We start from the raw sequence: 23131 nt of genomic DNA on the forward strand, positions 1-23131 counted from the left end.
AGAACCCAAGGAGATCCCATGACCACCCCCACCGTCGTCCTCGTGCACGGCGCCTTCGCCGACGGCTCCAGCTTCGCCCGGGTCGTGCCCGAGCTGCTCGCCGCCGGCCTCGACGTGCGCGTCCCGGCCGTGCCGAACCGCAGCCTGTCCGGCGACGCCGCCTACATCGCCTCGGTGGTCCGGGCCATCGACGGGCCGGTCGTGCTCGTCGGCCACTCCTACGGCGGCGCGGTGATCACCGTGGCCGGGGTCGAGGAGAACGTCCGGGCGCTGGTGTACCTGGCCGGGTACGCGCTGGAGGAGGGCGAAAGCCTCGGCGAGCTGCAGGGCCGGTTCCCCGACTCGCCGCTGGCGTCCGCGCTGGTGCAGACCCCGTACCCGGTCGAGGGCTCGGACGAGCCGGGCATCGACGTGTCGGTGGACGTGGCGAAGTTCCCGTCGATCTTCGCCGCCGACGTCGACGAGGACCTCGCCCGCGTGCTGGCCGTGTCGCAGCGCCCGCTGGCCGCGGCCGCGTTCGGCGAACCCGCGTCCGCGGCGGCGTGGCGGACCAAGCCGTCCTGGGGTGTGGTGTCCACTTCGGACACGACGATCAACCCGGAGGTGGAGCGGTTCGGCTACCAGCGGGCCGGCATGACGACCGTCGAGATCGACTCCTCGCACCTGGTGATGCTGTCGCACCCGGCCGAGGTCGCCGACGTCATCCGCAAGGCGGCCGCCACCGTTTAGTGAGCGCCGCCCGCGCGCGGATCAGCAGCGCGCGGGCGGCTGCCGCGGCGGTGATGCCGAACGCCGCGGCCGGAACCCAGTCGCCCCACCGGACGTACGGGGTGGCGCCTTGGTACAGCGGCACGTCCACGACGAAGACGCCGCGCTCGTCCGGCGGCATCCAGGCCAGCCGCCTGCCCTCGGCGTCGAACGCGGCGGACGTGCCGTTCAGTTCGACGATCACCGCGGACCGTCCGGACTCGACGGCGCGGACCGCTTCGGCGCTCGCCTGCTGCGGCTGCGCCCAGGTGCCGTGGAACGACGTGAGCGAGCCCTGCACGATCGTCACGTCGGCGCCCAGGCGGACGAGCTCGCGGCGCAGGTCGGGGAACATCGACTCGTAGGAGATCAGCGGGCCCGCCCCGGCCTCGCCGATGCGCAGGATCGCCGGCGCGCCGCCCGGGGCGCGGTCCTCCTCGGCGATGCCGGTGCCGCGCAGCACGCCGCCGAGCAGGGGGCGCAGCGGCACGTACTCGCCGAAGGGGACCAGGCGGCGTTTCTCGTACGTCCCGGCCAGGCCGTCCGGACCGTACTGCTGGGTGGTCTTGCGAATGCGCCCGTCGGCGGCGCGGGCGTCGACGTTGACCAGCACGTCACTGCCGGCCGCGGCGGCCGCCGCGCGCAGCCGGTCGACCGCGCCGGGGCGCGTGGCCGGGTCGAAGGGGGTGCTGCTCTGGCCCCAGACGACGACGTCCTGCCCCGTGGCGCGGCGGGTCAGCTCCAGGTGCGCGGTGAACCGTTCCTCCGCGCCGTGCACCGGACCGGGCTGCACACCCGCGACGCGGAGGCTGCCGGTGGGCTCGGGATCGGGCCGCAGCAGCCCGTAGCCGAGGACCAGCGCGAAAATGCCGAGGGCCAGGCCTGCCCCGAACGTCCGCGCGGGACCCGCGAGCACCGCGACGGCGAGCCCGACGTTGACAGCGACGATGACGAAGCCGAGCAACCAGACGCCGCCGAGCGAGGCGAGCGCGAGGAGCGGCCGCACCGGCCACTGGGTGAGCCCGAGCAGTCCCCACGCGCCGCCCAGGCGTTCCCAGGAGCGAACCGCCTCGACCGCGACCCACACCGACGGCAGGACGACGGCGGCGAGCGCGGCGCGGCCCGCGGTCGGTTCCCGCAGCAGCCGGTGCGCCACGACGCCGAACGGAACCCACAGCAGGCCGCCGACGAGCCCGAGCACCGGGGCGAGCAGCCCCACGTGCGGCAGCACCCAGTGGAAGAAGGCGAGGAAGAACCCGGCCCCGGCGAGGAAACCGCGCCAGACCGCCTCGCGGACCGAGCCCGCCCTGGCGAGCAGCACGAGCAGCGGAACGAGCCCGGCCCACGCGAGCCACCACAGGGCCGGCGCGGGAAAAGCGAGTACCAGCAGGCAGCCGCTCGCCACCGCGAGCCCGCGCACGAGCCAGCGGCGCACCCACATGGGAGCACGCTAGCTCGCGCCGGCCGGTGGAGCTGGAAGAATTCCGAAGGGGTTCCGGCACTGGCTCGCCGCCGCGCGACAGGGGTCTGACAGCGCGACGCCCGGTGCTGGTTCGAGGGAGCACGGTCCCCGCCTGCGGTAGCAGGACGCGGTCAGGCAGCGGCCACCGCACTCAGCCCAGTACCCGCTCGGCCAAGCCCCGCACCACGACGCGCATCGGTTCGGTGGGCCTGCGGAACAACCGCGAAACCAGGTCGGTGTGCTCGTCGTCGAGGGCGATGTACTGGGTCTCCGCCCGCACGCCGAACGCCAGCACCGCCGCGGGCTCGGCCATGGCGCGCGCGGCCACGATCAGGAAGTCGTAGGCGGTGGCGTCGTCGGCCTCGCCCACGGACTCGGCGTTGGTCACCGACTGCGCCCAGTAGTAGAGCGCGTCCGCGGCCCGGCCGCGCCGCAGCATCGCCGTCCCGGCGAGGTCCAGCACGCCGTACTTGCGGGGGCAGCCGCGCAGCCCCTCCTCGATCACCTCGAGTTCCCGGTCCGTGCCCAGGTAGGCCCGCACCAGCCAGCCGTACACGGTGTCCAGGCCGGCGTAACGCTCGTCGGCGGACAACTCGCCGGCCAGCCGGTCCATCTCCGCCGCCGAGCGCACCGCCACGATCCGGCGCAGCGTCGCGTCGTCGAGCATGCGGGGCTCGTCGTGTTCCGGGAACGCCGGGGTCAGGCAGACCGCGGCGTACTCCGGGCTGTCCGGGTCGAGGTCCTGGCGCCGCCACGCCTCCAAGGGCCACCGCGGCACCCCGGCCGTCGAAACGGGCCGCGGCTGCGCGGCGCGGTTGCGCTTGAACCTGCCGAACACGCTGACCTCCCGGTGTGGAAATGCCGCCCCATCCTCGCGCATCGCGAAGCTCCGCAGCCAGGATTCCGGCGGATGGCGTGCTTGACCGGGCGCAGCGTGGGTACCCGGTTCCGTCAACCCGGAAGGAGGACCCGATGTCGACGAGCGAGACCGGGCAGGTCACGGGCACCCAGGACAAGGACTACAACATCATCTGGTTCGTCGAGGCCTGCCTCAGCAACGCGCTGCGCCTGGAGCAGTACATCGCCGACGCCGAGCGGGACGGCGACAGCGAACTGGCCGAGTTCTTCCGCCGCGCGCAGGGTGAGAGCCGCAAGGGGGCCGAGCAGGGGAAGGCCTTGCTGCGTCAGCGCCTCGCCGACGGGGGCACGTCATCGGTCGACGAGACCGGTCTCGGGCCGACCGACGAGGCGGTCGGCTGACCGCCCGGCGCGCACGCGTCCAGGACGTGCACGACCTGGCCATGGCGATGCCGCACGTCCAGCGCGTCGAAGGCACCCGGGGCAGGCCCGTCTACCAGGTCGGCGGGCGGTCGTTCGTGTTCTTCCGCAACCCGCGCCCGGACGCGGCCGACCCGGTGACGGGCGAGCGCTACCCGGACGTGATCGTGTTCTGGGTCGGCTCCGAGGCCGACAAGGAAGCCCTCGTCGCCGACGAGCGCTCGCCGTTCTTCACGACGCCCCACTTCCGCGGGCACCCGTCGGTGCTGCTGCGGGAGGCGCATGTCGGCCGGCTGGACTACGACGAGCTGGCCGAGATCGTCCAGGACGCTTGGCTGGCCCGCGCGTCGCCGCGCCGGGCCAGAACCTGGCTCGCGGCGCACGGGCTGTCCACTTCGGACTAGCCCGCGAGCGTCACACATCGAAGCGGCGGTCTGCCCTTCCGGGCCACCGGGGATCACCGCCGCGAGCCGGGCGGGATCAGCGCCCAGCGGCCGCTGCCAACTCCAGCGCCTGGTGCCACCTCCGGCAGCTCCTCCACCACCTCCACCACCGCGCACGGAGCAGCCGCGGCCGAACCGCGGCGGCGGTTCCCCGAAGGCGGGCGCGATCAGCGCCCGACCGCCGGCGGGGCGCTCCAGCGCCTGCAGCGCCGCCAACTCGGGGAGCTCCTTCGCCCAGCCAGCACCGGCGGCGGCCAGCAACTCCAGCGCCCGGCGCCAACTCCGGCAGGCCCCAGCCGCCGCCAGCGCTCCGTCAGCGCCGTCAGCGCCCAGCCGCCGCAGGCAACTCCAGCGCCTGCAGCGCCGCCACGAGCGGCGCCAGCTCCGGCAGCTCCTCGGCCGCCGCGAGCGCCTCCGTCAGCGCCCGGTCGTGCGTGGGCCGCGCGGCGTCCAGCAGCTCCCGCCCCGCGGCGGTCACCTCGGTGTAGATCCCGCGCCGGTCGGTCGGGCACAGGTAACGCTGCAGCAGCCCCCGGTCCTCCAGCCTGCTGACCAGCCGCGTCGTCGCGGACTGGCTCAGCACGACGGCACTGGAGAGCTGGTTCATGCGCAGGTGGAAGCCGTCCTGGCGGGACAGCACCTCCAGCACCGTGTACTCGCTCACGGACAGCTCGTGGTCGCGTTGCAGCGCGCGCTCCAGCCGGTCCTCGATCCGGGCGTGCAGCGCCGCCAGGGTCCGCCAGCCGTGTGCGCGGGCTTCGACCGCGTCGTCGGGCAGTGACACGCTTCACCTCTTCCTCGCAGGCCCCCAGTCTACTTGCCTGCTAGTCTAGCCGTCGTTGGCAATAACAGGCGCATGCAACTATTGCGAAAGCGGGTAGTTGCCCACGCTGATCCCCCAATCTCTCACGAGGAACCACATGCCTGTCGCCCTCATCGCGCTGGCCATCGCCGCCTTCGGCATCGGCACCACGGAGTTCGTGATCATGGGCCTGCTGCCCGAGGTCGCCACCGACCTCGGCGTCTCGGTGCCCACGGCCGGGCTCCTGATCTCCGGTTACGCCCTGGGCGTCGTGGTCGGCGCGCCCCTGCTCACCGCTCTCGGCTCCAAGGTGCCGCGCAAGACGGTCCTCACCGGCCTGATGGTGTTGTTCATCGCGGGCAACGTCGTCTCCGCGATCGCCCCCGGATACGGTCTGCTCATGACCGGCCGCGTGGTCGCCGCCCTCTCGCACGGCGCGTTCTTCGGCGTCGGCTCGGTCGTCGCCGCCTCGCTCGTGCCGAAGTCCCGCCAGGCGAGCGCCATCGCGATCATGTTCACCGGCCTGACCGTCGCCAACGTGCTCGGCGTGCCCGGCGGCACCGCGCTGGGCCAGCAGCTCGGCTGGCGCTCCACGTTCTGGGCGGTGGCCGGCCTCGGCGTGATCGCCCTGCTGGGCGTCGTCGCGCTCGTCCCCCGCCAGCCCGTCACCGAGGGCCAGAGCCTGCGCAGCGAGCTGGCCGTGTTCCGGCGGCCGCAGGTGTGGCTCGCGCTGGCCATGACCGCGCTCGGCTTCGGCGGGGTGTTCGCCTCCTTCACCTACATCGCCCCGATGATGACCGGCGTCGCCGGCTTCTCCCCCGGCGCGGTGACCTGGCTCCTCGTGTTGTTTGGCGGGGGCCTGGTGGTGGGCAACCTGCTCGGGGGCAAGGCCGCCGACCGCGCGCTGATGCCGAGCCTGTACGTCATCCTGGCCGCGCTGGCCGTGGTGCTCGTCGCGTTCGTCTTCACCGCGCACGCGCAGCTCCCCGCCGCGGTCACGATCGCGTTGTTCGGCGCCGCCGGGTTCGCGACCGTGCCGCCGCTGCAGGCACGCGTCATGGCCAAGGCCGGGGACGCGCCGGCACTGGCGTCGGCCGCGAACATCGCGGCCTTCAACCTCGGCAACGCGGGCGGCGCCTGGCTGGGCGGGCTCGCGATCAGCCACGGCCTCGGCTACACCGCTCCGAACTGGATCGGCGCGGTGCTGGCCGCCGCCGGGCTCGGCGTCGCGCTGGTCTCCGGCGCGCTCGACCGGCGCCCGGCCGCCCGGACGCAGCCGGAGATCCCGGCCGTCCACCGATGAACGACAGCGAAAGGAAAGACATGACCGCCATTCCCACGGTCGAACTGAACAACGGCGTCCACATGCCGCAGGTGGGCTACGGGGTCTTCCAGGTCCCCGCGGACGAGACCACCCAGGCGGTCACCGCGGCCCTGGAGGCCGGATACCGCAGCATCGACACCGCCACCGCGTACGCCAACGAGGCCGCAGTCGGCAAGGCGCTGGCCCAGTCCGGCATCGCCCGCGAGGAGCTGTTCGTCACCACCAAGCTGTGGAACTCCGACCATGGCTACGACGAGACGCTGCGCGCGTTCGACAAGAGCATGGCCGACCTGGGCCTGGAGTACCTGGACCTGTACCTGATCCACTGGCCGGTCCCGGAGGCCGACCGCTACGCCGACACCTGGCGCGCGTTCGAAACGCTCTACTCCGACAGCCGCATCCGCGCGATCGGCGTGTCCAACTTCCAGCCGCACCACCTGGACCGGCTGGCGCAGGAGAGCCAGATCGTGCCCGCGGTCAACCAGATCGAGCTGCACCCCTACCTGCAGCAGGCCGAGCTCCGGGAGTACCACGCCCAGCACGGCATCGTGACCGAGGCGTGGAGCCCGCTGGCCAAGGGCGGCGAGCTGCTCGGCGAGCAGGCGATCACCGCGCTCGCGGACAAGCACGGCCGCACCCCGGCGCAGATCGTGCTGCGCTGGCACCTGCAGCTGGGCAACGTCGTGATCCCGAAGTCGGTCACGCCGTCCCGGATCAAGGAGAACCTCGACGTGTTCGGCTTCGAACTCGACGAGAGCGACCTCGCCGAGCTGGCGAAGCTGGAGAAGGGCCTGCGCACCGGGCCCGACCCGGACACCTTCAACGTCCGCTGACGCCGGAACACCCGCGGCCGGGCCGCCGCTACCGGCGGCCCGGCCGGTCCCGGCGCAGGCTCGTGGCCAGCACGGCCGCCTGGGTGCGGCGCTGCATCCCGAGCTTGTGCAGCAGCCGCGACACGTAGTTCTTCACGGTCTTCTCGGCCAGGAACATGCGTTCGGCGATCTCGCGGTTGGTCAGTCCCTCGCCAATCAGGTCGAGCAGTTTGCGTTCCTGCTCCGACAGCCGCGCCACGGCGCCGGACGGCGCGGCCTCGTCCCGGATGCGGGACATCAGCGCCGAAGCGGCCCGGTTGTCCAGCAACGACTTCCCGGCCCCGACCTGCCGCACCGCCGACACCAGTTCCATGCCCCGCACGTCCTTCACGACGTATCCGCCGGCGCCGGCCAGTATCGCGTCGAGCATCGCCTGCTCGTCGGTGTAGGACGTGAGGATCAGGCAGTGCAGCTCCGGCATCCGGGACCGCAGCTCCCGGCACAGTTCGATGCCGCTGCCGTCGGGCAGCCGCAGGTCCAGCACCGCCACGTCCGGCCGTGCCGCCGGGATCCGCGCCAGCGCCTCGCCCATCGTCGAAGCCTCGCCGACCACGGTCAGCTCCGGGTCGGCGTCCACCAGGTCCGCGACTCCGCGCCGCACCACCTCGTGGTCGTCGACCAGGAAGACCGTGATCATCCCCTCACCTCATCGGTAGCGACGGCGGTCCCGCAGCGGATCGGTCTCGAGCATGACGGCCTCGAACTTCTGCAGGCTCACCGTGAAGACCAGGATGACGATCGGTACGAGCAACATCAACCACAACATTCGCGCCCACCCCTGCTCAGCGTTCGTTGCTCACCGGCTACCCCGCCGGGTGGACCGCTAACCCGTGTCGTTACTCATCGGATACGCGACGCGTGGCCGGCCCACGCCTGGTCACGCAGCACGTATTTCTGGATCTTGCCGGTGGAGGTCTTGGGCAGCGGGCCGAACACCACCCGCCTGGGTGCCTTGAACCGCGCGATCCTCCCCCGGACGAACTCGATGATCTCCTCGGCGGTCGCCGACGCCCCCTCCTGCAGCGTCACGTACGCCGCGGGCACCTCGCCCCAGTGGTCGTCCGGCACCGCGACGACGGCGACCTCCAGCACCGCCGGGTGGTCGGCGATCACCTGCTCCACCTCGACGCTGGCGATGTTCTCGCCGCCGGAGATGATCACGTCCTTGCTGCGGTCGCGCAGCTCGACGTAGCCGTCGGGGTGCATCACGCCGAGGTCGCCGGTGCGGAACCAGCCGTCCGGCGCGGCCTGCGCGGTGGCGTCGGGATCCCGGTAGTAGCCCAGCATGACGTTGTTGCCGCGCACCGCGATCTCGCCGGTGGTCACGCCGTCGGCGGGCACGTCCGACCCGTCCCCGGTGACGACCCGGGCCCGGCAGGACACCAGGTTCCCCACGCCCTGCCGTGCCTTGAGCCGGGCCTGCGCGGCGGTGTCCAGCGTGTTCCACTCCGGGCGCCAGTCGCAGATCATGATCGGCCCGAACGTTTCAGTGAGCCCGTACAGGTGCGTGACGTCGAAGCCCAGTTCCCCCATGCGGCGCAGGATCGCCGGGCTCGGCGGGGCGCCCCCGGTGGCGACGCGAACCGGGTGCGCGACCGGCGCGGCCTCCGGGGCGTAGGCGAGCATCGACAGCACGGTCGGGGCGCCGTTGAGGTGCGTGACGCCCTCGTCGCGGATCAGCCGCCACACCAGGGCCGGCTCGACCTTCGGCAGGCAGACGTGCGTCGCCGCGGCCGCGGTCACCGCCCACGGGAAGCACCAGCCGTTGCAGTGGAACATGGGCAGCGTCCACAGGTGCACCGACGACGGCGAGAGCCCGGTGTGCCCGACCATCGCCAGCGCCTGCAGGTACGCCCCGCGGTGGTGGTACATCACGCCTTTCGGGCGACCGGTCGTGCCCGAGGTGTAGTTGATCGACAGCAGGCCGCGCTCGTCGCGCGGCGCCTCGGCCCGCGGTGCCGCGCCGGCGAGCAGCCCCTCGTACTCCTCCCCCGCGCGGATCACCTCGACCGGCCTGCCCAGCCTGTCCAGCACCTCGGCGACGAGCTCGTCGAACACCGGGTCGTGCACCAGCACCGCGGCCTCGCAGTGGTCCAGGATCCAGGCGATCTCGCCGGCGGACAGGCGCGTGTTGACCGCGACCAGCGGCACCCCGGCCCACGGCACCCCGAAGTTGGCTTCCAGCAGCACGTGCGTGTTCGGCGCGAACACGGCGACCGGCCGCTTCCGCGCGAGCGGCGCGAGCGCCCCGGCCAGCCGGCGGCACCGGTCGGCGAACTCCGCGTAGGTGAACCGCCGCTCCCCGTCGACCACCCCGACCCGGTCACCGTGGGCCGCCTCCGCCCGGTCCAGGAAGGACACCGGCGACAGCGGCTCGAAGGACAGCTCCGTCACGCGGTCGAGCGTAACCCCGGCGAGATCGTTTCCGGTGCGGTCGAAATCCGCGGTAGAACCGGTCCATGACCGAGCGCGGACGCAGCGTGCTGGCGATCCCGGTGCCGGCCGCCGACCCGCTGCTGGCACGTGCGGCCGAACTGTCGCCGGCCGCCCGCCGGGGCCTGCCCGCGCACATCTCGCTGCTGTACCCGTTCCGGCCGGCCGCCGACCTGGACGAGGCCACCGTCACGGCGCTGGCCGAACTGCTCGAACGGCAACCCGCGATGGAGGTCCGCTTCGAACGCTGCCACCACCACGACGGGTTCGTGTACCTGCGGCCCGAGCCGCTCTATCCGCTGACCGGGCTGATCGCGACCCTGCGGCGGCGGTGGTCCGCGGTCCTCCCCCAGGGCAGCCGGCCCGGCGACGACGTCGGCGCGCACCTGACCGTCGCGATGGGCGCGAGCCCCCGGGAGGCCGCCGCGCTGGTGCGGTCGGTCGAGGCCGCGCTGCCACTGGCGGCCCGGCTCACCGAGGCGTGGCTCGCCGTCTTCGACGGCGTCTGGCAGCCGCGAGACCGGTTCCGGTTCCCGGGCCCCGCCCGCTAGACCGGATCTAGCGGCCGATCTAGCGCCTACCGGTCGAGAACGGGAGGAGGCCGCCATGGAGGACGTCCTGAGGGTCCTGGTCCTGATCGGGAGCACCCGGGAGGGCCGGGCCGGTCAGCAGGTCGGGCAGTGGTTCGCCCGCACCGCGGGCGAGCGCGACGACCTCGAGCTGTCCGTGGTGGACCTGGCGGAGTTCGACTTCCCGGCCCGCTACCCGGCCCGCGCCACCCCGGCGATGACGGCCTTCACCTCCCGGATCGACCGCGCGGACGCGTTCGTCGTCGTCACCCCGGAGTACAACCGCAGCTTCCCGGCCTCCCTGAAGCAGGCGATCGACTTCGCCTACGACGAGTGGCAGGCCAAACCGGTGGCGTTCGTGTCCTACGGGTGCAGCTGCGCCGGGCTGTACGCGGTCGAGCAGCTGCGTGTGGTGTTCACCGAGCTGCACACCGTGACGCTGCGCAACACCGTGAGCTTCAACCTCTTCGACATGGGGCCCGACGGCGGCCCGCGGGACGAGGCCGTCCGCCACGCGGCCGACCCGATGCTCGACCAGCTCGTCTGGTGGGGCACCGCGCTGCGCGCCGCCCGCCGGGCCCGCCCCTACGTGGCGTGAACAAGGAAGGAAGGACCATGAGCGACCTGGCGATCGAAACGTCCGGGCTGGTCAAGGTGTTCGGCAAGACCCGCGCCGTGGACGGCGTGGATCTGGCCGTGCCCGCCGGCACCGTGTACGGCGTGCTCGGACCGAACGGCGCGGGCAAGACCACCGCGGTGCGGGTGCTGGCCACCCTGCTCCGGCCAGACGGCGGCCAGGCCAGGGTGTTCGGCCACGACGTGCTGCGGGAACCGGACGCGGTGCGGCAGCGGGTGAGCCTCACCGGCCAGTACGCCTCGATCGACGAGGACCTGACCGGCATCGAGAACCTCGTGTTGCTGGGCCGCCTGCTGGGGCACCGCAAACCGGCCGCGCGGCGCCGCGCCGACCAGCTGCTGGAGGCGTTCGGGCTGACCGACGCCGGCGGCAGGCAGGTGAAGAACTACTCCGGCGGCATGCGGCGGCGCATCGACATCGCGGCGAGCATCCTGCGCACCCCGGACGTGCTGTTCCTGGACGAGCCGACCACGGGACTGGACCCGCGCAGCCGCAACCAGGTGTGGGACATCGTGCGGATCATCGTCGCGCAGGGCACCACGGTCCTGCTCACCACCCAGTACCTCGACGAGGCCGACCACCTCGCCGACCGGATCGCGGTCATCGACCACGGCAAGGTGATCGCCGAGGGCACCCCCGGCGAGCTGAAGGCCTCGGTCGGCGCCGGCTCGATCCACGTCCGCCTGCGCGACGGCGCCCAGCGCGCCGAGGCCCAGCGGGTGATGGCCCGAGCACTCGGGTCCACTGTGGAGCTCGGCGGCGACCCGGTGTCGCTGACCGCACGCATCGGCGGCGGCGAGTCCGACCTGGGCGCGGCCGAGCACGCCGCCCGCGCGCTGGCCGAACTGACGCAGGCCGGCATCACCGTCGACGACTTCGCCCTCGGCCAGCCCAGCCTCGACGAGGTGTTCCTGGCCCTGACCGACCACCCCGCGGAAGAGGAGGCAGCGGCATGACCGCGACCACGACCGACACGACCCCGGCCTACACCCCGGCGGCCGAAAGCCTGCACGCCGTGCTCGACGCCGGCGAGCAGCCGCAACGGCCCAGCGCGCTGTCGGCGTCGCTGACGTTCGGCTGGCGGGCCATGCTGAAGATCAAGCACGTGCCCGAGCAGCTGTTCGACGTCACCGCGTTCCCGATCATGATGACGCTGATGTTCACCTACCTGTTCGGCGGCGCGCTGGCCGGGTCGACCACGCAGTACCTGCAGTTCCTGCTGCCCGGGATCCTGGTGATGAGCGTCGTGATGATCACGATGTACACCGGGCTGGGCGTGAACATCGACATCGAGAAGGGCGTGTTCGACCGGTTCCGCACCCTGCCTATCTGGCGGCCTGCCGCGCTGGTGGGCGCGCTGCTGGGCGACGTGTTCCGCTACAGCACGGCCTCGGCGGTCATCCTCAGCGTCGGGCTGATCCTCGGCTTCCGGCCGGCGGGCGGCGTCGGCGGCGTGCTCGCCGGCATCGGGCTGCTGCTGGTGTTCTCGTTCGCGTTCTCCTGGATCTGGACCATGTTCGGGCTGCTGTTGCGCACCGAGAAGTCGGTGATGAGCGTCAGCATGATGGTGCTGTTCCCGCTGACGTTCCTGTCCAGCGTGTTCGTCGACCCGGCCACGATGCCCGGCTGGCTGCAGGCGTTCGTGAACGTCAACCCGGTGACGATCCTGTCCGACGCGGTCCGCAGCCTGATGATGGGCGCCCCGGACGGCAGCGACGTCATGTGGACGTTCATCGCCAGCGGCGCGCTGCTCGCGGTGTTCGGCACGCTGACGATGCGGCTCTACAACCGCAAGTGACACGGAACTGTCGCCCCGCCGGCCTGCGTGGCGGTGCGGGTAGCGGAGCGAGTTGCGGGCGTGGTTCGGACGGCTCCGCCGCCCGAAACCCACCTAAAGCCGCCAGGTGATGCCGGGTTCGCCCGGGTCGTAGCGGCAGCTCGCGCCGGTCGAGACGGTCGCCCGCAGGTGCTCGGCGAGCTGGGGGTGGCGACCGTCCAGCCGGCGCAGGGTGTCGCGGATCCGGGCGGTCACGGTCTTGCGGGCGCGCTCGGCCTCGTCCCCGAGACGCCGGGTGCGCCCGCCGAGACCGGCGGCGGCACGCAGTTCCTCCAGCAGGGCCGCCCGCTCGCTGTCGAGCCGGGCGGCCCTGTCGTCGTCGCCGCGGGCGGCCGCCGCGTCGATCTCGTCGTCCAGCGCGGCGAGACGGCGCCGGTAGGCCGCCTTCGCCGTGTCGTCGAGGACCTCGTCCCCGCCGAGGCGCCGGGTGGCCACCACCACCTCGCCGCCCGCCGGGTCCAGCAGCCGCACCGCGGGCACGTCGGTGCCCGGGTGGCTGAGCAGGAAGTGCAGGTCCCGCAGGCCTTTCGCGTCCGGCAGGTGCACCGTGCGCCCGGCCAGCGCGAGCGTCCACGTCGTGCCGGTGAACCGGAACTCCCCGGTGGCGGCCGGCTCGTGGCCCCGGGCGCGCAGGCGCCGCACGCGTTCCGGCACGTGCCGCAGGCCCAGCTCGGCCGCCTCGGCGGCGATGACGTCCAGCAGCTCGGCGGCTTCGCGCTCGTCGCCCGGCTCGGCCCGGTCCAGCAGCGCGGTGGCCCGCGCCAGCCGGGCTTCCACCACCCACGGCCGGGCCCACATCGACTCGGCCGACCGCTCGGCCGCGCGGTACCGCTCCAGCGCCTCGTCCCAGCGCCGCCCCGACGCGGCCAGTTTCCCCAGCCAGAGGGTGACCGGGCCGCTGATCTCGAACCCGAACACCGACACCAGCCACTGCCCGTCGTAGGGCAGCAGCGCTTCCCTGGCCCGCTCGGCCAGCCGCTCGTCACCGGCGGCCGCCGCGGTCTGCGCCTGCAGCCGCAGGAACATCGGCAGGTACGACCGCGGGAACGGATCCCGCTCCCCCAGCCCGGCCAGGTACTCGGCCGCCGCGGCCGCGTCGCCGCGCTGCGCCGCGGTGGTGGCCTCCAGCAGTCCCGGATAGGGGTAGTCGCCGGGGCCGAGGCCGGCGTGGAACTCGGCGAGCTCGTCGAACCGGCCCTGCTGCAGCAGCAGCGACCACCGGTGGTGGCGCAGCATCGGCAGGAAGTGGGTGTGGTGCACCTGTTCCGGCGTCGACAGGACATCGTCGAACAGGGCCTCCGCGTCGGCGAAGCGGCCCTGGAACCCGGCGAGGATGCTCTGGTCGATCTGCGCGCCGAACTGCATCCGGCGGGAGTCGCCCTGCTCGGCCAGCGCCACGAACGCCCGCATCTGGTCGAAATACCGCGGATCGCCCAGCTCCAGCAGCGCGACCCAGCGCAGCGAGGTGGCGTACTGCTCGGTCTCGGTGTCCCCGCTGCGGTGCGCGACCTCCGCCAGCTCCGCCATCAGCGCTTCGCGCTCGACCGCCGTGCCCAGCCCCCAGATCGAGTCGTGCAGCGTGGACAGGCTGAAGCCGAGCGCCTCGTCGTCGCCGTCCTCGCGGGCGAGCCTGCCCAGCTGGACGATCACCTCCCTGGCCCGGTCCTCCAGCGGGCGTTCGGTTTCGCCCGGCCCGATCAGCGCGCGGTGGGCCTCGGCGATCAGCCCGGCCTTCAGGTCGGCGCGCTCCGCGTCGTCGCCCCAGCGGTAGGCGGTCAGCGCCACGCGGGCCAGCAGCTCCGCGTCGCCCAGCGCGCGGGCCTGGGCGCTCGCCTCCTCGAACACCGCCCAGCCCTCGGTGGGCTCGTCGAAGTGGTGCAGCTCGCCGCCCAGTTCGAGCAGGACGAGCACACGCCGCCGCGGCTCGTCGGTGATCTCGGCGGCGCGGCGGAAGTGCCCGATGGCTTCCTCGAACGCCATCCGGCCGGACGCGGCCCGCGCGGCGGCGACGAGCAGGTCCACCGCCCGTGACGGCGGCACCAGCGGGCCGGCGAGGTAGGCGTGCCGCGCGGCTTCGGCGGGCAGGATCCGGTCCGCGAGCGCGGGGTTGCCCTCCAGCGCGGTGACCACCGCGGCGTGGCGTTCGCGGGTCTCGTCCTCGCCGAGCGAGTCGTAGAGCGTTTCGCGCACCAGGTCGTGGGCGAAGGCGAACCGGCCGCCGCCGCGCACGGCGACCAGCCGCGCGGCCACGGCCTGGTCGAGCAGCCGGTCGGCGGGCGCGGCGGGGATCGCGGCGACCGCGGCGAGCACCTGGCGGTGGAACTGCTGACCGAGCACCGCGGCGGTGGTCAGCAGCCCGACGACCGGTTCCGGCAGCAGCGACAGGCGGCGGCGCACCGCGTCCCGCACCCCGGGCGCGATCGCGGTGACCGATCCGCCGCTGTGCCACAGGCGCGCGGCCTGCTCGACGAAGAACGGGTTGCCGCCGGTGCGCCGGTGCACCTCGGCCACGACGTCCTGGCCCGGGGTCTCGCCGACTGTGCGGGCGATGAGCCGGCCGACCTCGTCGGGTTCCAGGCCGGTGAGCGTGATCGTGCGGGCCTTGGCGACCAGGGAGGACAGCATCGGCCGCAGCGGGTGCTCGGCGACCTCGACCTCCGCGTCGCGGTAGGTGCCGATCAGCAGCAGCCGCTCGAACCAGGTGTGCCCGGCGGCGAACTCGAGCAGCTTGAGGGAGGCGGTGTCGGCCCAGTGCAGGTCGTCCAGCGCGACCACCACCGGACGGCTGTGCGAGGCGGTGACCAGTGCGCTGGTGACGGCGTCGTAGAGGCGGAACCCGTCCGGAGTCTCCCGCGGGTCCGCCTCGCCCAGCAGCACCGCCAGCCCGCCCCCGGCGTCCCGTTCCACGGCGGCCCACTCGTCGGCGGTCGCGGCGCGCCGCAGCCCGCGCAGGACCTGCACCCACGGCCAGTAGCCGGGCGCGCTGCCGGAGTCCCAGCACGCGCCGCCGAGGACGAGCGCCCCCAGCCGGCGCGCCTCGTCCGCAGCGCCGGTGACCAGGGTGGTCTTGCCGATCCCGGGCTCCCCGGTGACCAGCACGAGCCCGCCGTGGCTGTCCACCGCCCGCCCGATCTCGGCGCGCAGCAGGCCCGCCGGGTGGTCACGGCCGATCAGGGCGGGTTCGAGGTGGGTGTCCATCACCCCTGACGCTAGCGCGCCGATGTCCGGATTGTCCGCCGGTTAACAGTTCCCGGTCACCGTGTGTCCGCGCGGTAGCGGCGCGGCGTGGTGCCGACGACGGCGGCGAAGGCCGCGATGAAGCTGCTGGGGTTCGACCAGCCGCAGGCGTGGGCGACGTGCGTGGTGTCGTGGCCCTCGGCCAGCAGGACGAGCGCGTGGTAGACGCGCACCTGGGTCCGCCACTGGTAGAAGCTCATGCCGAGCTCGCGGCGGAAGAGCCGGCTGAGGGTGCGGGCACTGGCCCCGGTCCGCCGTCCCAGCCCGGCCAGCGGGGTGTTGTCCGCGGGCTGCTCGTACAGGATCCGCGCGACCGCCCGCAGCCGGTCGTCGCGGGGCTCCGGGAGTTGCAGCGGCTGCTCGCCGGCTTCGCGGAGTTCGTCGACGAGCACCCGGCGGAGCCGCGCGTTCGCGGCGCGGTCCCGGTCGCGGGGACCGGTCAGCGCGAGCAGGACCTCCCTGGCGAGGGCGGAGGCCAGGAACACGGCCGGCCGGGCGGGCGCCAGCTGGGCCGGCGACGGCGGCAGGAAGACGATCCGCATGTCGGTGTGCCCGTGCGCGCGGTGGTGGTGCGGGCAGCCCGCCGGGATCAACGCGACGCGGTTGGCGGGGACGATCGACGTGCCGCCCTCGGTGTGCACGGACAGGACGCCTTGGGCCGCGTAAACCAGGTGCCCTCGCGTGTGGGAGTGGTCGGCGCTCGTCCCGCCCGCCACCTCCGGCGCCCGCGACAGTGGATCGCATGAGGACGCCCGCACGATTTCGCCCATCACCGAAGCGACGATGCTGCCCTCCGCCAGCCGTGGGTCGGTCGACGGCGCCAGCTCGCCCACGCACTCGATTCCCAGCACCCGCGGGAAGACCACGGAGGGGGAGTGGCCCTGGCGGGTTCGCAGCTCCGACCGGTTCAGCCCGGCGCCCCGCAACCGCAGGAGGCTGATGCCGGTCGAGACTCGCCTGCCGTGGGAGGCGCTCGCCGCGCTGCCGGAGACGTACCTGACGGCGCAGGGCGCGCTGGACGCGCTGGGGGTGGCGCGCGGTGAGCGGTTGCTGATCCGCGGGGGCACATCGTCGGTGGGGATGGGCGGCGGCGTCGATCGCGGCCGCGCTCGGCGCCGAGACCGCCGCCACGACCCGGCGGCGGCACAAGGCCGCGGCGCTGGTCGCCGACCACGTCCTCGTCGACAACGGCGGGCCGCTGACGATCGCGGCGTGGCCGGAGGGCCCTGATCACGTCCTCGACCTGGCCGGCACGAGCACGGCGCTGGACTCGCTGCGGCTGGTCCGCCGTGGCGGAACGGTGTGCGTGGCGGGTCCGCTCAGCGGCTGGCTGATCCCGGCGTTCCAGCCGATCGCGATGATCCCCACCGGCACCAGGCTGACCGCCTTCCACAGCGACACCGTGCGCGGCGCGGCGGGTAGCGGGTCGTCGACCAGGTCGAGGCCGGGGTCCTCCAACCCGCACGTCGACCGGGTCTTCAGCCTCGACGACGTCGCCGAAGCGCACCGCTACCTGGAGGACGACCAGGCGACCGGGAAGGTGGTGCTCGTGCCCTGACCGGCCGCGGATCTCCCCCGGGGGCGGCGCCGATAGCCTCACCGCATGAACCGGCTCCGAGTGGCGGGAGATCCCGGACCTGACCGGTCCGAGCGCCACCGTTCCGGGTTCGTCGCTGTCCGCCATCGGCTTGTGGTGCTCGGCCTCTGCGGATCCTCGTGCGCCGTCTGTCCGCGGCGAGTCCGAAGGTCCCTGTGCTCAGGACGTAGGCGTGGTGTTGACCGGGCACGGCGGCGAATTCCGTGTCCACCTTCGACGTGAACTCCCGTCGGTGCCCGACGAGTCCGGCCGGGGACTGGTGAACCGGCAGGCCTCCGGGGCGCAGTGCTCGACAGTGACCTCGAGCCCGTCCTGCGCGACGTGCTGGCCGAACCGGCGCACGCATAACGGTTACGGGCTGTTCATCCGGCCCCGCCTTTACACCGGGAGCCACCGCCACCACACTCCACGCAGTACTGTGCGGATCCGCTGGGGAGGCGAGGATGCGCTGGCGTGAGCTGCTGCCCAGGGCGGGCGAGGTCCCGGGGCGGGGCAGGGCGGCCTCGACCGCCGTCGCCGCTCTCCTGTTCGCCGCGCTCGGCACCGGGTTGTACCTGGCTTTCGCCGAGGACACCGGGATCGCCGGGCGTCAGCTCGGCGGGCGCGGCCAGCCGCTGCCGTTCCCGCCCGGCACCGCCGCCACCCTGTGGTGGGACTTCGCGCTGATCGCCGGCTACGGGCTCGCCGTGCTGCTGGGCACCACCGCCGCGCTGTGGGTCTGCCGGCCGGGCACCGCGATGTACGAGGTCGCCCGCTTCGGCCGCATCGCCGGGCTGGTCGCGGTCGTCTCGGACGTCCTGGAGAACGTGTTCCTGCTGGTCGCCACCCGCGATCCGGCCCCCGTCCCGCTCGAGCTGGCCAGTGCGGCCGCGGTCACCAAGTTCGCCGGGCTGCTCCCGGCGCTCCTGCTCGCGCTTTACGGCATCGTGCTCACCCTGCTCCGCTCGGCGCGGCCGGTGAAGCACGACCCGCCCGACGGCGTGTGCTCCGCCGCGCTCAAACCAGAGGACCCCGACGGCGCCTGCGACGAAGGCGAAACCACGGCAGCCACCCGGTGGCGCAACGGGTACCGCCTGCCCCCGGGCGAACCGACCGGCGGCACCGGGTTCGCGTTGTCCGGCGGCGGGATCCGCTCGGCCAGCGTCGCGCTCGGCGCGCTCCAGCCGCTGCGGCAACGGCTCCTCGGCGCCCAGTACCTGGTGTCCGTCTCCGGCGGCGGCTACACCGCGGGCGCGCTGGTGCAGGCCCTCACCACGGCGACCGATCCGAAGGAGCCGCCCCGCGGCCGTCCGGTCGCGACACCGGAAACCGCGTTCGGCCCCGGCAGCGTCGAGGAAGACCACGTCCGGCGTCACGTCAGCTACCTCGCAGGCACGCGGGCCGAGCTGCTCACCGCCCTCGGTGTGATCGCCCGCGGCCTGGTGCTGTCGCTGTTCCTGGTGTTCGCCCCCGCGGTCGTGCTCGGCGTGGCCGCCGGCTGGCTCTACCAGCAGGTCCCGCTCACCGTGTTCCCCGGCGACGGCGGTTACCCCGCGCCCCGGCTGGGCGCGCTGCTGTCACTGGGCCTGACGCTGGTGTTCGCCGCCGCGGTCTCCCTGGTGGCCCGCTGGCTCCCGCCGGCGAAGCCGCTGCTGCGCCAGATCGCCCGGCGCCTGTCCACCAGGCTCGCGCTGCTCGCCGGCCTGATCGCGCTGCTCACGCTCGGCCTGCCCGCCATCGCCTGGCTGGCCGACCGGCTGCTCACCCTGACCCCGCCCTCGATCACGCTCGGCAGCCCGTTCGTCGCGCTGCTGCTGACCTACGTGTCCGCACTGGCGACGATGGGCTGGCGCAACCGCAAGGTCGTCACCAAGGCGCGCGACTCGCTCGACGCGCTCACCGCGGCGCTGCCGACCAGCCTCACCCAGCGCCTCCTGGTGATCATCACGACCACGGTCCTCGCCCTGGCCTGGCTGCTGCTGTTCGCCTCGGTGATCACGCCGCTGGGCGAGCCGGACCTGCTGTGGGCCGCGCTCGGTCTGGTGGTCGTGCTGATCGTCGTCGGCGGGCTGATCGACGAGACCTCGCTCAGCCTGCACCCCTTCTACCGGGAACGGCTGGCGTGCACGTTCGCCGTGCGCCGGGTCCGCCGTGACGACGGGCAGGTCGTCGCCGCGCCCTACCCGAGCACCGAACGCAGCTCGCTCGCGACCTACGGGCACGCCGAGAACTTCCCGCGCGTCGTGTTCGCGGCGGCGGCGAACCTCACCGGCGAAGGCCGCACCTCCCCCGGCCTCGGCGCCGTCTCCTTCACGATGAACAGCCGCTGGGTCGGCGGCCCGGACGTCGGCTGGATCGAGACCGCGCGGCTGCAGGAGTCGGTGCCGGGCCGGTTCCGTCGAGACCTGACCGTCCAGGGCGCGGTCGCGATCAGCGGGGCGGCGTTCGCGTCGTCGATGGGCCGCGCCTCGCGCTGGTACCAGATCCTGCTCGCCCTGTCCGGGGCCCGGCTGGGCACGTGGCTGCCCAACCCGGACGTGCTGCTGCGCTGCCCGCCGCGCACCGACCGCGCCGCCTGGGCCTACCCCGCGCTGCCGCACGCACGACGACTGCCCTACCTGCTGCGCGAAGTGCTCGGCATCCACTCGCACGCCGACCGGCTGCTGCACGTCACCGACGGCGGGCACTACGACAACCTCGGCCTGGTCGAGCTGTTCCGCCGCCGCTGCACGACGATCTACTGCATCGACGCGGGCGCGGACGCGCCGCCGACAGCGGGCGGGCTGGCCTCGGCGCTCGCGCTGGCCGCGCAGGAGCTGGGCGTGCGGGTCACGCTGGACGACCCGTGGCGGTCCGAACCCGGCGGCGGGGAGCCGCTCTCGCCGGAGCACCCGCTCAGCAACCTGAACAGCAGGCTGTCGGAGAGCCCGGTGATCACCGGGACGATCCACTACCCGCCGGAGAGCGGACAGGCCGGGGTGGGACGGCTGATCGTGGCGAAGGCGCTGCTGTGGCGGGACCTGCCCTACGAGCTGCTGTCCTACGCCGCGCACCACCCGGAGTTCCCGCGGGACGGCACGAGCGACCAGTTCTTCGACGACGGCAAGTTCGGCGCCTACGCCGAGCTCGGCAGGCAGCTGGGCGAGTACGTGGTGGCCAGGGAACTGGCCGAAGCGGCCGGCCTGCCGGAGGTGACGGAGGGCACCAGCGCGCCCGACGGAGTCGCGCCACAACCGGCCGGAAGCTAAGATCGCGGACACGACGAAACACCCGCATTCGCGTCGAATACGGGTGCTCGTCGTTGTTCTACCCGAAGAACACCGGGTGCGGACGGGAATTAGTACCAGTAATTCCCGTCCGCACCCGTTTTTTCCGTGACCCGGCCGGCTCTCACCCAGAAAACCGTCCCGGGGATCCGGAGTGCAGTCAGACCGCACCGGGACTCTCGGCCGGATCAGGGTCGGTCGACCCAGGACCCCGTGGGGTCCGGTCTCAGTTGTCGGCCTCGGCGATGCAGGTGTCCGGGGCGGAGCCCGAGTCGGCCTCGGAGGCGCCGGTCAGGATCGGCACGGTCACGCCCACGCCGTTCAGGGCGTCGGCCACCTGGACGCCGAGCACGTTGACGTTGTTGTCGCAGACACCGACGTTGTTGTCGTTGAGAACGTCGTCGACGTTGATCAGACCCAGCTGACCGGTGTCGCCGCCGTCGTCCCATCCCCCGCCCTGCGTGGCGAAGGCCGGGGAACCGATCATCATGAAACCGGCCGCAGCAGCGGCAACAATTGCGGACTTCTTGAGCACCTTTTTATTCCCCATCAACTCGACTACAGTTCCGCCGCGACGAGACTTCCGTCGCGAGCACGGCAGACATTATCAGCAGGCAAGGTGCGCCGAAAGCAAATGCGCGGGCTTGTCGCCATCACCCGGACGAACGACGTTTCGCTACCCGTGAACCAGTCTTCCGCACGCCCATACGCGATGCGCTGCGATTATCCGCCCGTTTCGCTCACACTGGTTTTCACACCGCGTGATCGACCGTGCAGCGCGCCGGTTGGACAGCGTCTAAACCCCTCGATCAGGTAGAAGCTCGACCACGCTGGGTGAGTAGACAAGATCGGGCAATTAGCCCGGCCGTGTGACTTACAGGCATGTAATTCGCCCCCGGCCTGCTCTCCCACGTGGCTCGGCAGCGCGCGCGAGGCACCGGATCGGCCGCACGGACCCCGCTCCACGACCCCGTTCGCGCGCACGAAAAAACACCCGCATCCGAATCCGAATGCGGGTGCTCGCGTTTCCCACTAACCCGAAGAAAAGGCGCGGACGGGAATCAGTACCAGTGATTCCCGTCCGCACCCGTGCACAGCACCCCGGCCGGCGGAGCCGGTTCAGGGTCGTCGCGCAGACCTCAGTTGTCGGCCTCGGCGACGCAGGTGTCCGGCGCGTCGCCGGACTCGGCGTCCGAAGCGCCCGACAGGATCGGCACGGTCGCGCCGACACCCTCCAGCGCGTCCGCCACCTGGACGCCCAGGACGTTGACGTTGTTGTCGCAGACACCGACGTTGTTGTCGTTGGCGACGTCGTCGACGTTGAGCAGGCCCAGCTGGCCGGTGTCGCCACCCTCGTCCCACGCGCCCTGCGTGGCAAACGCCGGGGAACCGATCATCATCAAGCCGGCCGCGGCAGCGGCGACAATCGCAGACTTCTTCAGCACTCTCTCATCCGATCGCTCGGCTACAGTTCCGCCCGCTCCGGGTGACCCCGTCGCGAGCACGGCAGACGCTAGCAGCCGGTGATCGGGAAGTTCGGTGATCGCGAAAGCGGCCGTGGCTCACCCGGACGAACGACGTTTCAAACGCCGCCGGCGCCCGCTGGAACGGCCGCACCGTCGTGCGCTGCGACAACGCGAGCGCCGGTTTTCACGCTGGGTCATCGGGTCCGGCGCGATCCGATAATGCCGCGATTAAACCCCCTGATCCGGTGGAGTAGCGGATACCGCGCGTGGCCGGATTCGCCGCGCAGATTAGACCACGCGGGTGACTTACAAGCGTGTCATTCGGCGCGGCGGCCGCCGCCGAACCGCATCCGGAAGTCGCGGGCGACCAGGCTGAGCAGCGGCCGGCGCCCGGCCAGGAACGCCAGCGGGCCGTCGGCGCCGACCCGCCACACCGATCGGGCCACCCCGAGCCGGGCGGTCACCCGCACGCCGCTGCGCTTGGGGCCGCGCTGCAGGACGGAGAAGGCCAGCGGCAACCGCACCGGCAGCGCACGACGGCGCCGGAATTCCGCTCCTGCCAAGAGGTCCCCGTCCACGCGGGCCTCCGCGGCGAAGCCGGGTTCGTCGGTGAGGATGAAGTCCGCCAGCTCCTTCGGGATGTGCCACAGGGCGCGCCCGCCTGCCAGCGAGGCTGGGCTGTCGACCCAGATGTGCGGGATGGTCACGGCAATCCCGCCGCGGACGACGACGGTCACCATGAGCTCCCGGTAGGACAACACCCCGGGCGGCTGGTAGTCGACCCACGCGGCGAGCACGACCGCCCGCCCGGCCACCGTGAGCGGCCGCACGCCCGGCGGCAGTTCGGGCAGCTCCCCCACGGGCACGAACCAAGCGGAGACGTGCAGGTGGCCACGCAGGTGCCACGGCTCGGGCGGGTACTCGATCGGATCGGACATCAAGGCAACCTCAGCTCGAAGGGACAGGACAATCGCGGCGGGGCGGGCGTTCTGTGGCGGTCAGGCCCGGAGGGCCGGGAGTCGGCGGGACAGTGGAGAAGGCCGGGCAGAAGCCCCGCCCGAATCGGCTGGCGGCCGTGGCCCCCAGTGGGCAATGCCTCCGCGCCCACGGCACGGCTGGCAAAGCCAGCCGACCCCGCCCGGAGTGGCGGGACGGCGGTGGCCTGCGCGGCTCCGCGGGCAA

The 23131-nt window shown here is 72.9% G+C and carries 21 protein-coding genes; 11 read left to right on the plus strand and 10 right to left on the minus strand.

Annotated elements, in window-relative coordinates:
• Nucleotides 1-18: 18 nt before the first annotated feature.
• Entirely contained in the window at nt 19-729 is a 711-nt protein-coding gene (locus ABZ193_RS26660) for an alpha/beta hydrolase (protein WP_354711898.1), read from the plus strand.
• On the opposite strand, the gene lnt is transcribed toward ABZ193_RS26660, so the two are convergent.
• Nucleotides 701-2188, minus strand: coding sequence for an apolipoprotein N-acyltransferase (lnt, locus tag ABZ193_RS26665; RefSeq protein ID WP_354711899.1), 1488 nt, complete (start codon nt 2186-2188; stop codon nt 701-703). The genes ABZ193_RS26660 and lnt overlap by 29 nt on opposite strands.
• A 172-nt stretch (nt 2189-2360) precedes the next feature.
• Nucleotides 2361-3047 carry a hypothetical protein gene (locus tag ABZ193_RS26670; protein ID WP_354711900.1) on the minus strand — a complete coding sequence of 229 codons (687 nt, stop codon included), beginning with the start codon at nt 3045-3047 and terminating at the stop codon, nt 2361-2363.
• 134 nt (nt 3048-3181) lie between these two features.
• Here ABZ193_RS26670 and ABZ193_RS26675 point away from each other — a divergent pair, with 134 nt between their 5' ends.
• Nucleotides 3182-3469, plus strand: a complete 288-nt coding sequence (locus ABZ193_RS26675; RefSeq protein WP_237335049.1) for a hypothetical protein — start codon at nt 3182-3184, stop codon at nt 3467-3469.
• A gap of 26 nt (nt 3470-3495) precedes the next feature.
• Complete coding sequence (locus ABZ193_RS26680; RefSeq protein WP_020419133.1) at nt 3496-3891, plus strand: MmcQ/YjbR family DNA-binding protein; 396 nt, start codon at nt 3496-3498, stop codon at nt 3889-3891.
• Between the two features lie 361 nt (nt 3892-4252).
• Here the strand turns inward: ABZ193_RS26680 and ABZ193_RS26685 are convergent, their stop codons facing one another.
• Nucleotides 4253-4714 carry a MarR family transcriptional regulator gene (locus tag ABZ193_RS26685; RefSeq protein ID WP_017982288.1) on the minus strand — a complete coding sequence of 154 codons (462 nt, stop codon included), beginning with the start codon at nt 4712-4714 and terminating at the stop codon, nt 4253-4255.
• A 136-nt stretch (nt 4715-4850) separates the two neighbouring features.
• Between ABZ193_RS26685 and ABZ193_RS26690 the strand changes: the two genes are divergently transcribed.
• A complete protein-coding gene (locus ABZ193_RS26690; RefSeq protein WP_354711901.1) occupies nt 4851-6035 on the plus strand; it encodes an MFS transporter in 1185 nt (394 codons plus the stop codon).
• A gap of 20 nt (nt 6036-6055) precedes the next feature.
• Nucleotides 6056-6889 (plus strand): aldo/keto reductase, encoded by an 834-nt coding sequence (locus tag ABZ193_RS26695; protein WP_354711902.1) that lies wholly within the window; start codon nt 6056-6058, stop codon nt 6887-6889.
• Between the two features lie 28 nt (nt 6890-6917).
• Here ABZ193_RS26695 and ABZ193_RS26700 read toward each other — a convergent pair whose 3' ends face one another.
• Nucleotides 6918-7565, minus strand: a complete 648-nt coding sequence (locus ABZ193_RS26700; RefSeq protein ID WP_020419129.1) for a response regulator transcription factor — start codon at nt 7563-7565, stop codon at nt 6918-6920.
• 203 nt (nt 7566-7768) lie between these two features.
• Nucleotides 7769-9322, minus strand: coding sequence for an AMP-binding protein (locus ABZ193_RS26705; RefSeq protein ID WP_354711903.1), 1554 nt, complete (start codon nt 9320-9322; stop codon nt 7769-7771).
• Between the two features lie 65 nt (nt 9323-9387).
• Between ABZ193_RS26705 and ABZ193_RS26710 the strand changes: the two genes are divergently transcribed.
• From ABZ193_RS26710 to ABZ193_RS26725, 4 genes are read left to right on the plus strand one after another with little or no spacing between them, the layout of a single operon-like run.
• Nucleotides 9388-9912, plus strand: coding sequence for a 2'-5' RNA ligase family protein (locus tag ABZ193_RS26710; protein WP_354711904.1), 525 nt, complete (start codon nt 9388-9390; stop codon nt 9910-9912).
• A gap of 55 nt (nt 9913-9967) precedes the next feature.
• Nucleotides 9968-10528: an NAD(P)H-dependent oxidoreductase gene (locus ABZ193_RS26715; RefSeq protein ID WP_354711905.1), complete on the plus strand. Its 561-nt coding sequence runs from the start codon at nt 9968-9970 to the stop codon at nt 10526-10528.
• A 17-nt stretch (nt 10529-10545) separates the two neighbouring features.
• On the plus strand, nt 10546-11523 hold the full coding sequence (locus ABZ193_RS26720) for a daunorubicin resistance protein DrrA family ABC transporter ATP-binding protein (RefSeq protein ID WP_020419124.1): 978 nt from the start codon (nt 10546-10548) through the stop codon (nt 11521-11523).
• Nucleotides 11520-12365, plus strand: coding sequence for an ABC transporter permease (locus tag ABZ193_RS26725; protein ID WP_020419123.1), 846 nt, complete (start codon nt 11520-11522; stop codon nt 12363-12365). The genes ABZ193_RS26720 and ABZ193_RS26725 overlap by 4 nt, the downstream gene beginning before the upstream one ends.
• Nucleotides 12366-12458: 93 nt before the next feature.
• Here the strand turns inward: ABZ193_RS26725 and ABZ193_RS26730 are convergent, their stop codons facing one another.
• Both ABZ193_RS26730 and ABZ193_RS26735 read right to left on the minus strand, forming a co-directional pair.
• Nucleotides 12459-15602, minus strand: coding sequence for an AAA family ATPase (locus ABZ193_RS26730; RefSeq protein ID WP_354711907.1), 3144 nt, complete (start codon nt 15600-15602; stop codon nt 12459-12461).
• 56 nt (nt 15603-15658) lie between these two features.
• The gene (locus tag ABZ193_RS26735; RefSeq protein WP_354711908.1) at nt 15659-16507 is read right to left on the minus strand and encodes a helix-turn-helix domain-containing protein; all 849 of its coding nucleotides are present in this window, start codon (nt 16505-16507) and stop codon (nt 15659-15661) included.
• A 230-nt stretch (nt 16508-16737) separates the two neighbouring features.
• Here ABZ193_RS26735 and ABZ193_RS26740 point away from each other — a divergent pair, with 230 nt between their 5' ends.
• Nucleotides 16738-17199 (plus strand): zinc-binding dehydrogenase, encoded by a 462-nt coding sequence (locus ABZ193_RS26740; RefSeq protein WP_354711920.1) that lies wholly within the window; start codon nt 16738-16740, stop codon nt 17197-17199.
• Between the two features lie 482 nt (nt 17200-17681).
• Nucleotides 17682-20465 carry a hypothetical protein gene (locus ABZ193_RS26745; protein WP_354711909.1) on the plus strand — a complete coding sequence of 928 codons (2784 nt, stop codon included), beginning with the start codon at nt 17682-17684 and terminating at the stop codon, nt 20463-20465.
• 244 nt (nt 20466-20709) lie between these two features.
• On the opposite strand, the gene ABZ193_RS26750 is transcribed toward ABZ193_RS26745, so the two are convergent.
• The 3 genes from ABZ193_RS26750 to ABZ193_RS26760 all read right to left on the minus strand — a co-directional run bounded on the left by ABZ193_RS26750 (nt 20710) and on the right by ABZ193_RS26760 (nt 22887).
• The gene (locus ABZ193_RS26750) at nt 20710-21018 is read right to left on the minus strand and encodes a hypothetical protein (protein WP_026153109.1); all 309 of its coding nucleotides are present in this window, start codon (nt 21016-21018) and stop codon (nt 20710-20712) included.
• A gap of 604 nt (nt 21019-21622) precedes the next feature.
• Complete coding sequence (locus ABZ193_RS26755; protein ID WP_020419116.1) at nt 21623-21928, minus strand: hypothetical protein; 306 nt, start codon at nt 21926-21928, stop codon at nt 21623-21625.
• 338 nt (nt 21929-22266) lie between these two features.
• Nucleotides 22267-22887: an acetoacetate decarboxylase family protein gene (locus ABZ193_RS26760; RefSeq protein ID WP_354711911.1), complete on the minus strand. Its 621-nt coding sequence runs from the start codon at nt 22885-22887 to the stop codon at nt 22267-22269.
• Nucleotides 22888-23131: the final 244 nt, after the last annotated feature.

Origin of the sequence: Amycolatopsis sp. NPDC006125 (assembly GCF_040614195.1) — a bacterium.
Taxonomy (GTDB): Bacteria; Actinomycetota; Actinomycetes; order Mycobacteriales; family Pseudonocardiaceae; genus Amycolatopsis_E; species Amycolatopsis_E tucumanensis.

Bases quoted from the DNA above. Each gene is read 5' to 3' on its own strand.
- ABZ193_RS26690 (WP_354711901.1), top strand. From the start codon at position 4,851: ATGCCTGTCGCCCTCATCGCGCTGGCCATCGCCGCCTTCGGCATCGGC.
- ABZ193_RS26720 (WP_020419124.1), top strand. From the start codon at position 10,546: ATGAGCGACCTGGCGATCGAAACGTCCGGGCTGGTCAAGGTGTTCGGC.
- ABZ193_RS26695 (WP_354711902.1), top strand. From the start codon at position 6,056: ATGACCGCCATTCCCACGGTCGAACTGAACAACGGCGTCCACATGCCG.
- ABZ193_RS26700 (WP_020419129.1), bottom strand. From the start codon at position 7,565: ATGATCACGGTCTTCCTGGTCGACGACCACGAGGTGGTGCGGCGCGGA.
- ABZ193_RS26725 (WP_020419123.1), top strand. From the start codon at position 11,520: ATGACCGCGACCACGACCGACACGACCCCGGCCTACACCCCGGCGGCC.
- ABZ193_RS26710 (WP_354711904.1), top strand. From the start codon at position 9,388: ATGACCGAGCGCGGACGCAGCGTGCTGGCGATCCCGGTGCCGGCCGCC.
- ABZ193_RS26660 (WP_354711898.1), top strand. From the start codon at position 19: ATGACCACCCCCACCGTCGTCCTCGTGCACGGCGCCTTCGCCGACGGC.
- lnt (WP_354711899.1), bottom strand. From the start codon at position 2,188: ATGTGGGTGCGCCGCTGGCTCGTGCGCGGGCTCGCGGTGGCGAGCGGC.
- ABZ193_RS26745 (WP_354711909.1), top strand. From the start codon at position 17,682: ATGCGCTGGCGTGAGCTGCTGCCCAGGGCGGGCGAGGTCCCGGGGCGG.
- ABZ193_RS26675 (WP_237335049.1), top strand. From the start codon at position 3,182: ATGTCGACGAGCGAGACCGGGCAGGTCACGGGCACCCAGGACAAGGAC.
- ABZ193_RS26715 (WP_354711905.1), top strand. From the start codon at position 9,968: ATGGAGGACGTCCTGAGGGTCCTGGTCCTGATCGGGAGCACCCGGGAG.
- ABZ193_RS26760 (WP_354711911.1), bottom strand. From the start codon at position 22,887: ATGTCCGATCCGATCGAGTACCCGCCCGAGCCGTGGCACCTGCGTGGC.
- ABZ193_RS26730 (WP_354711907.1), bottom strand. From the start codon at position 15,602: ATGGACACCCACCTCGAACCCGCCCTGATCGGCCGTGACCACCCGGCG.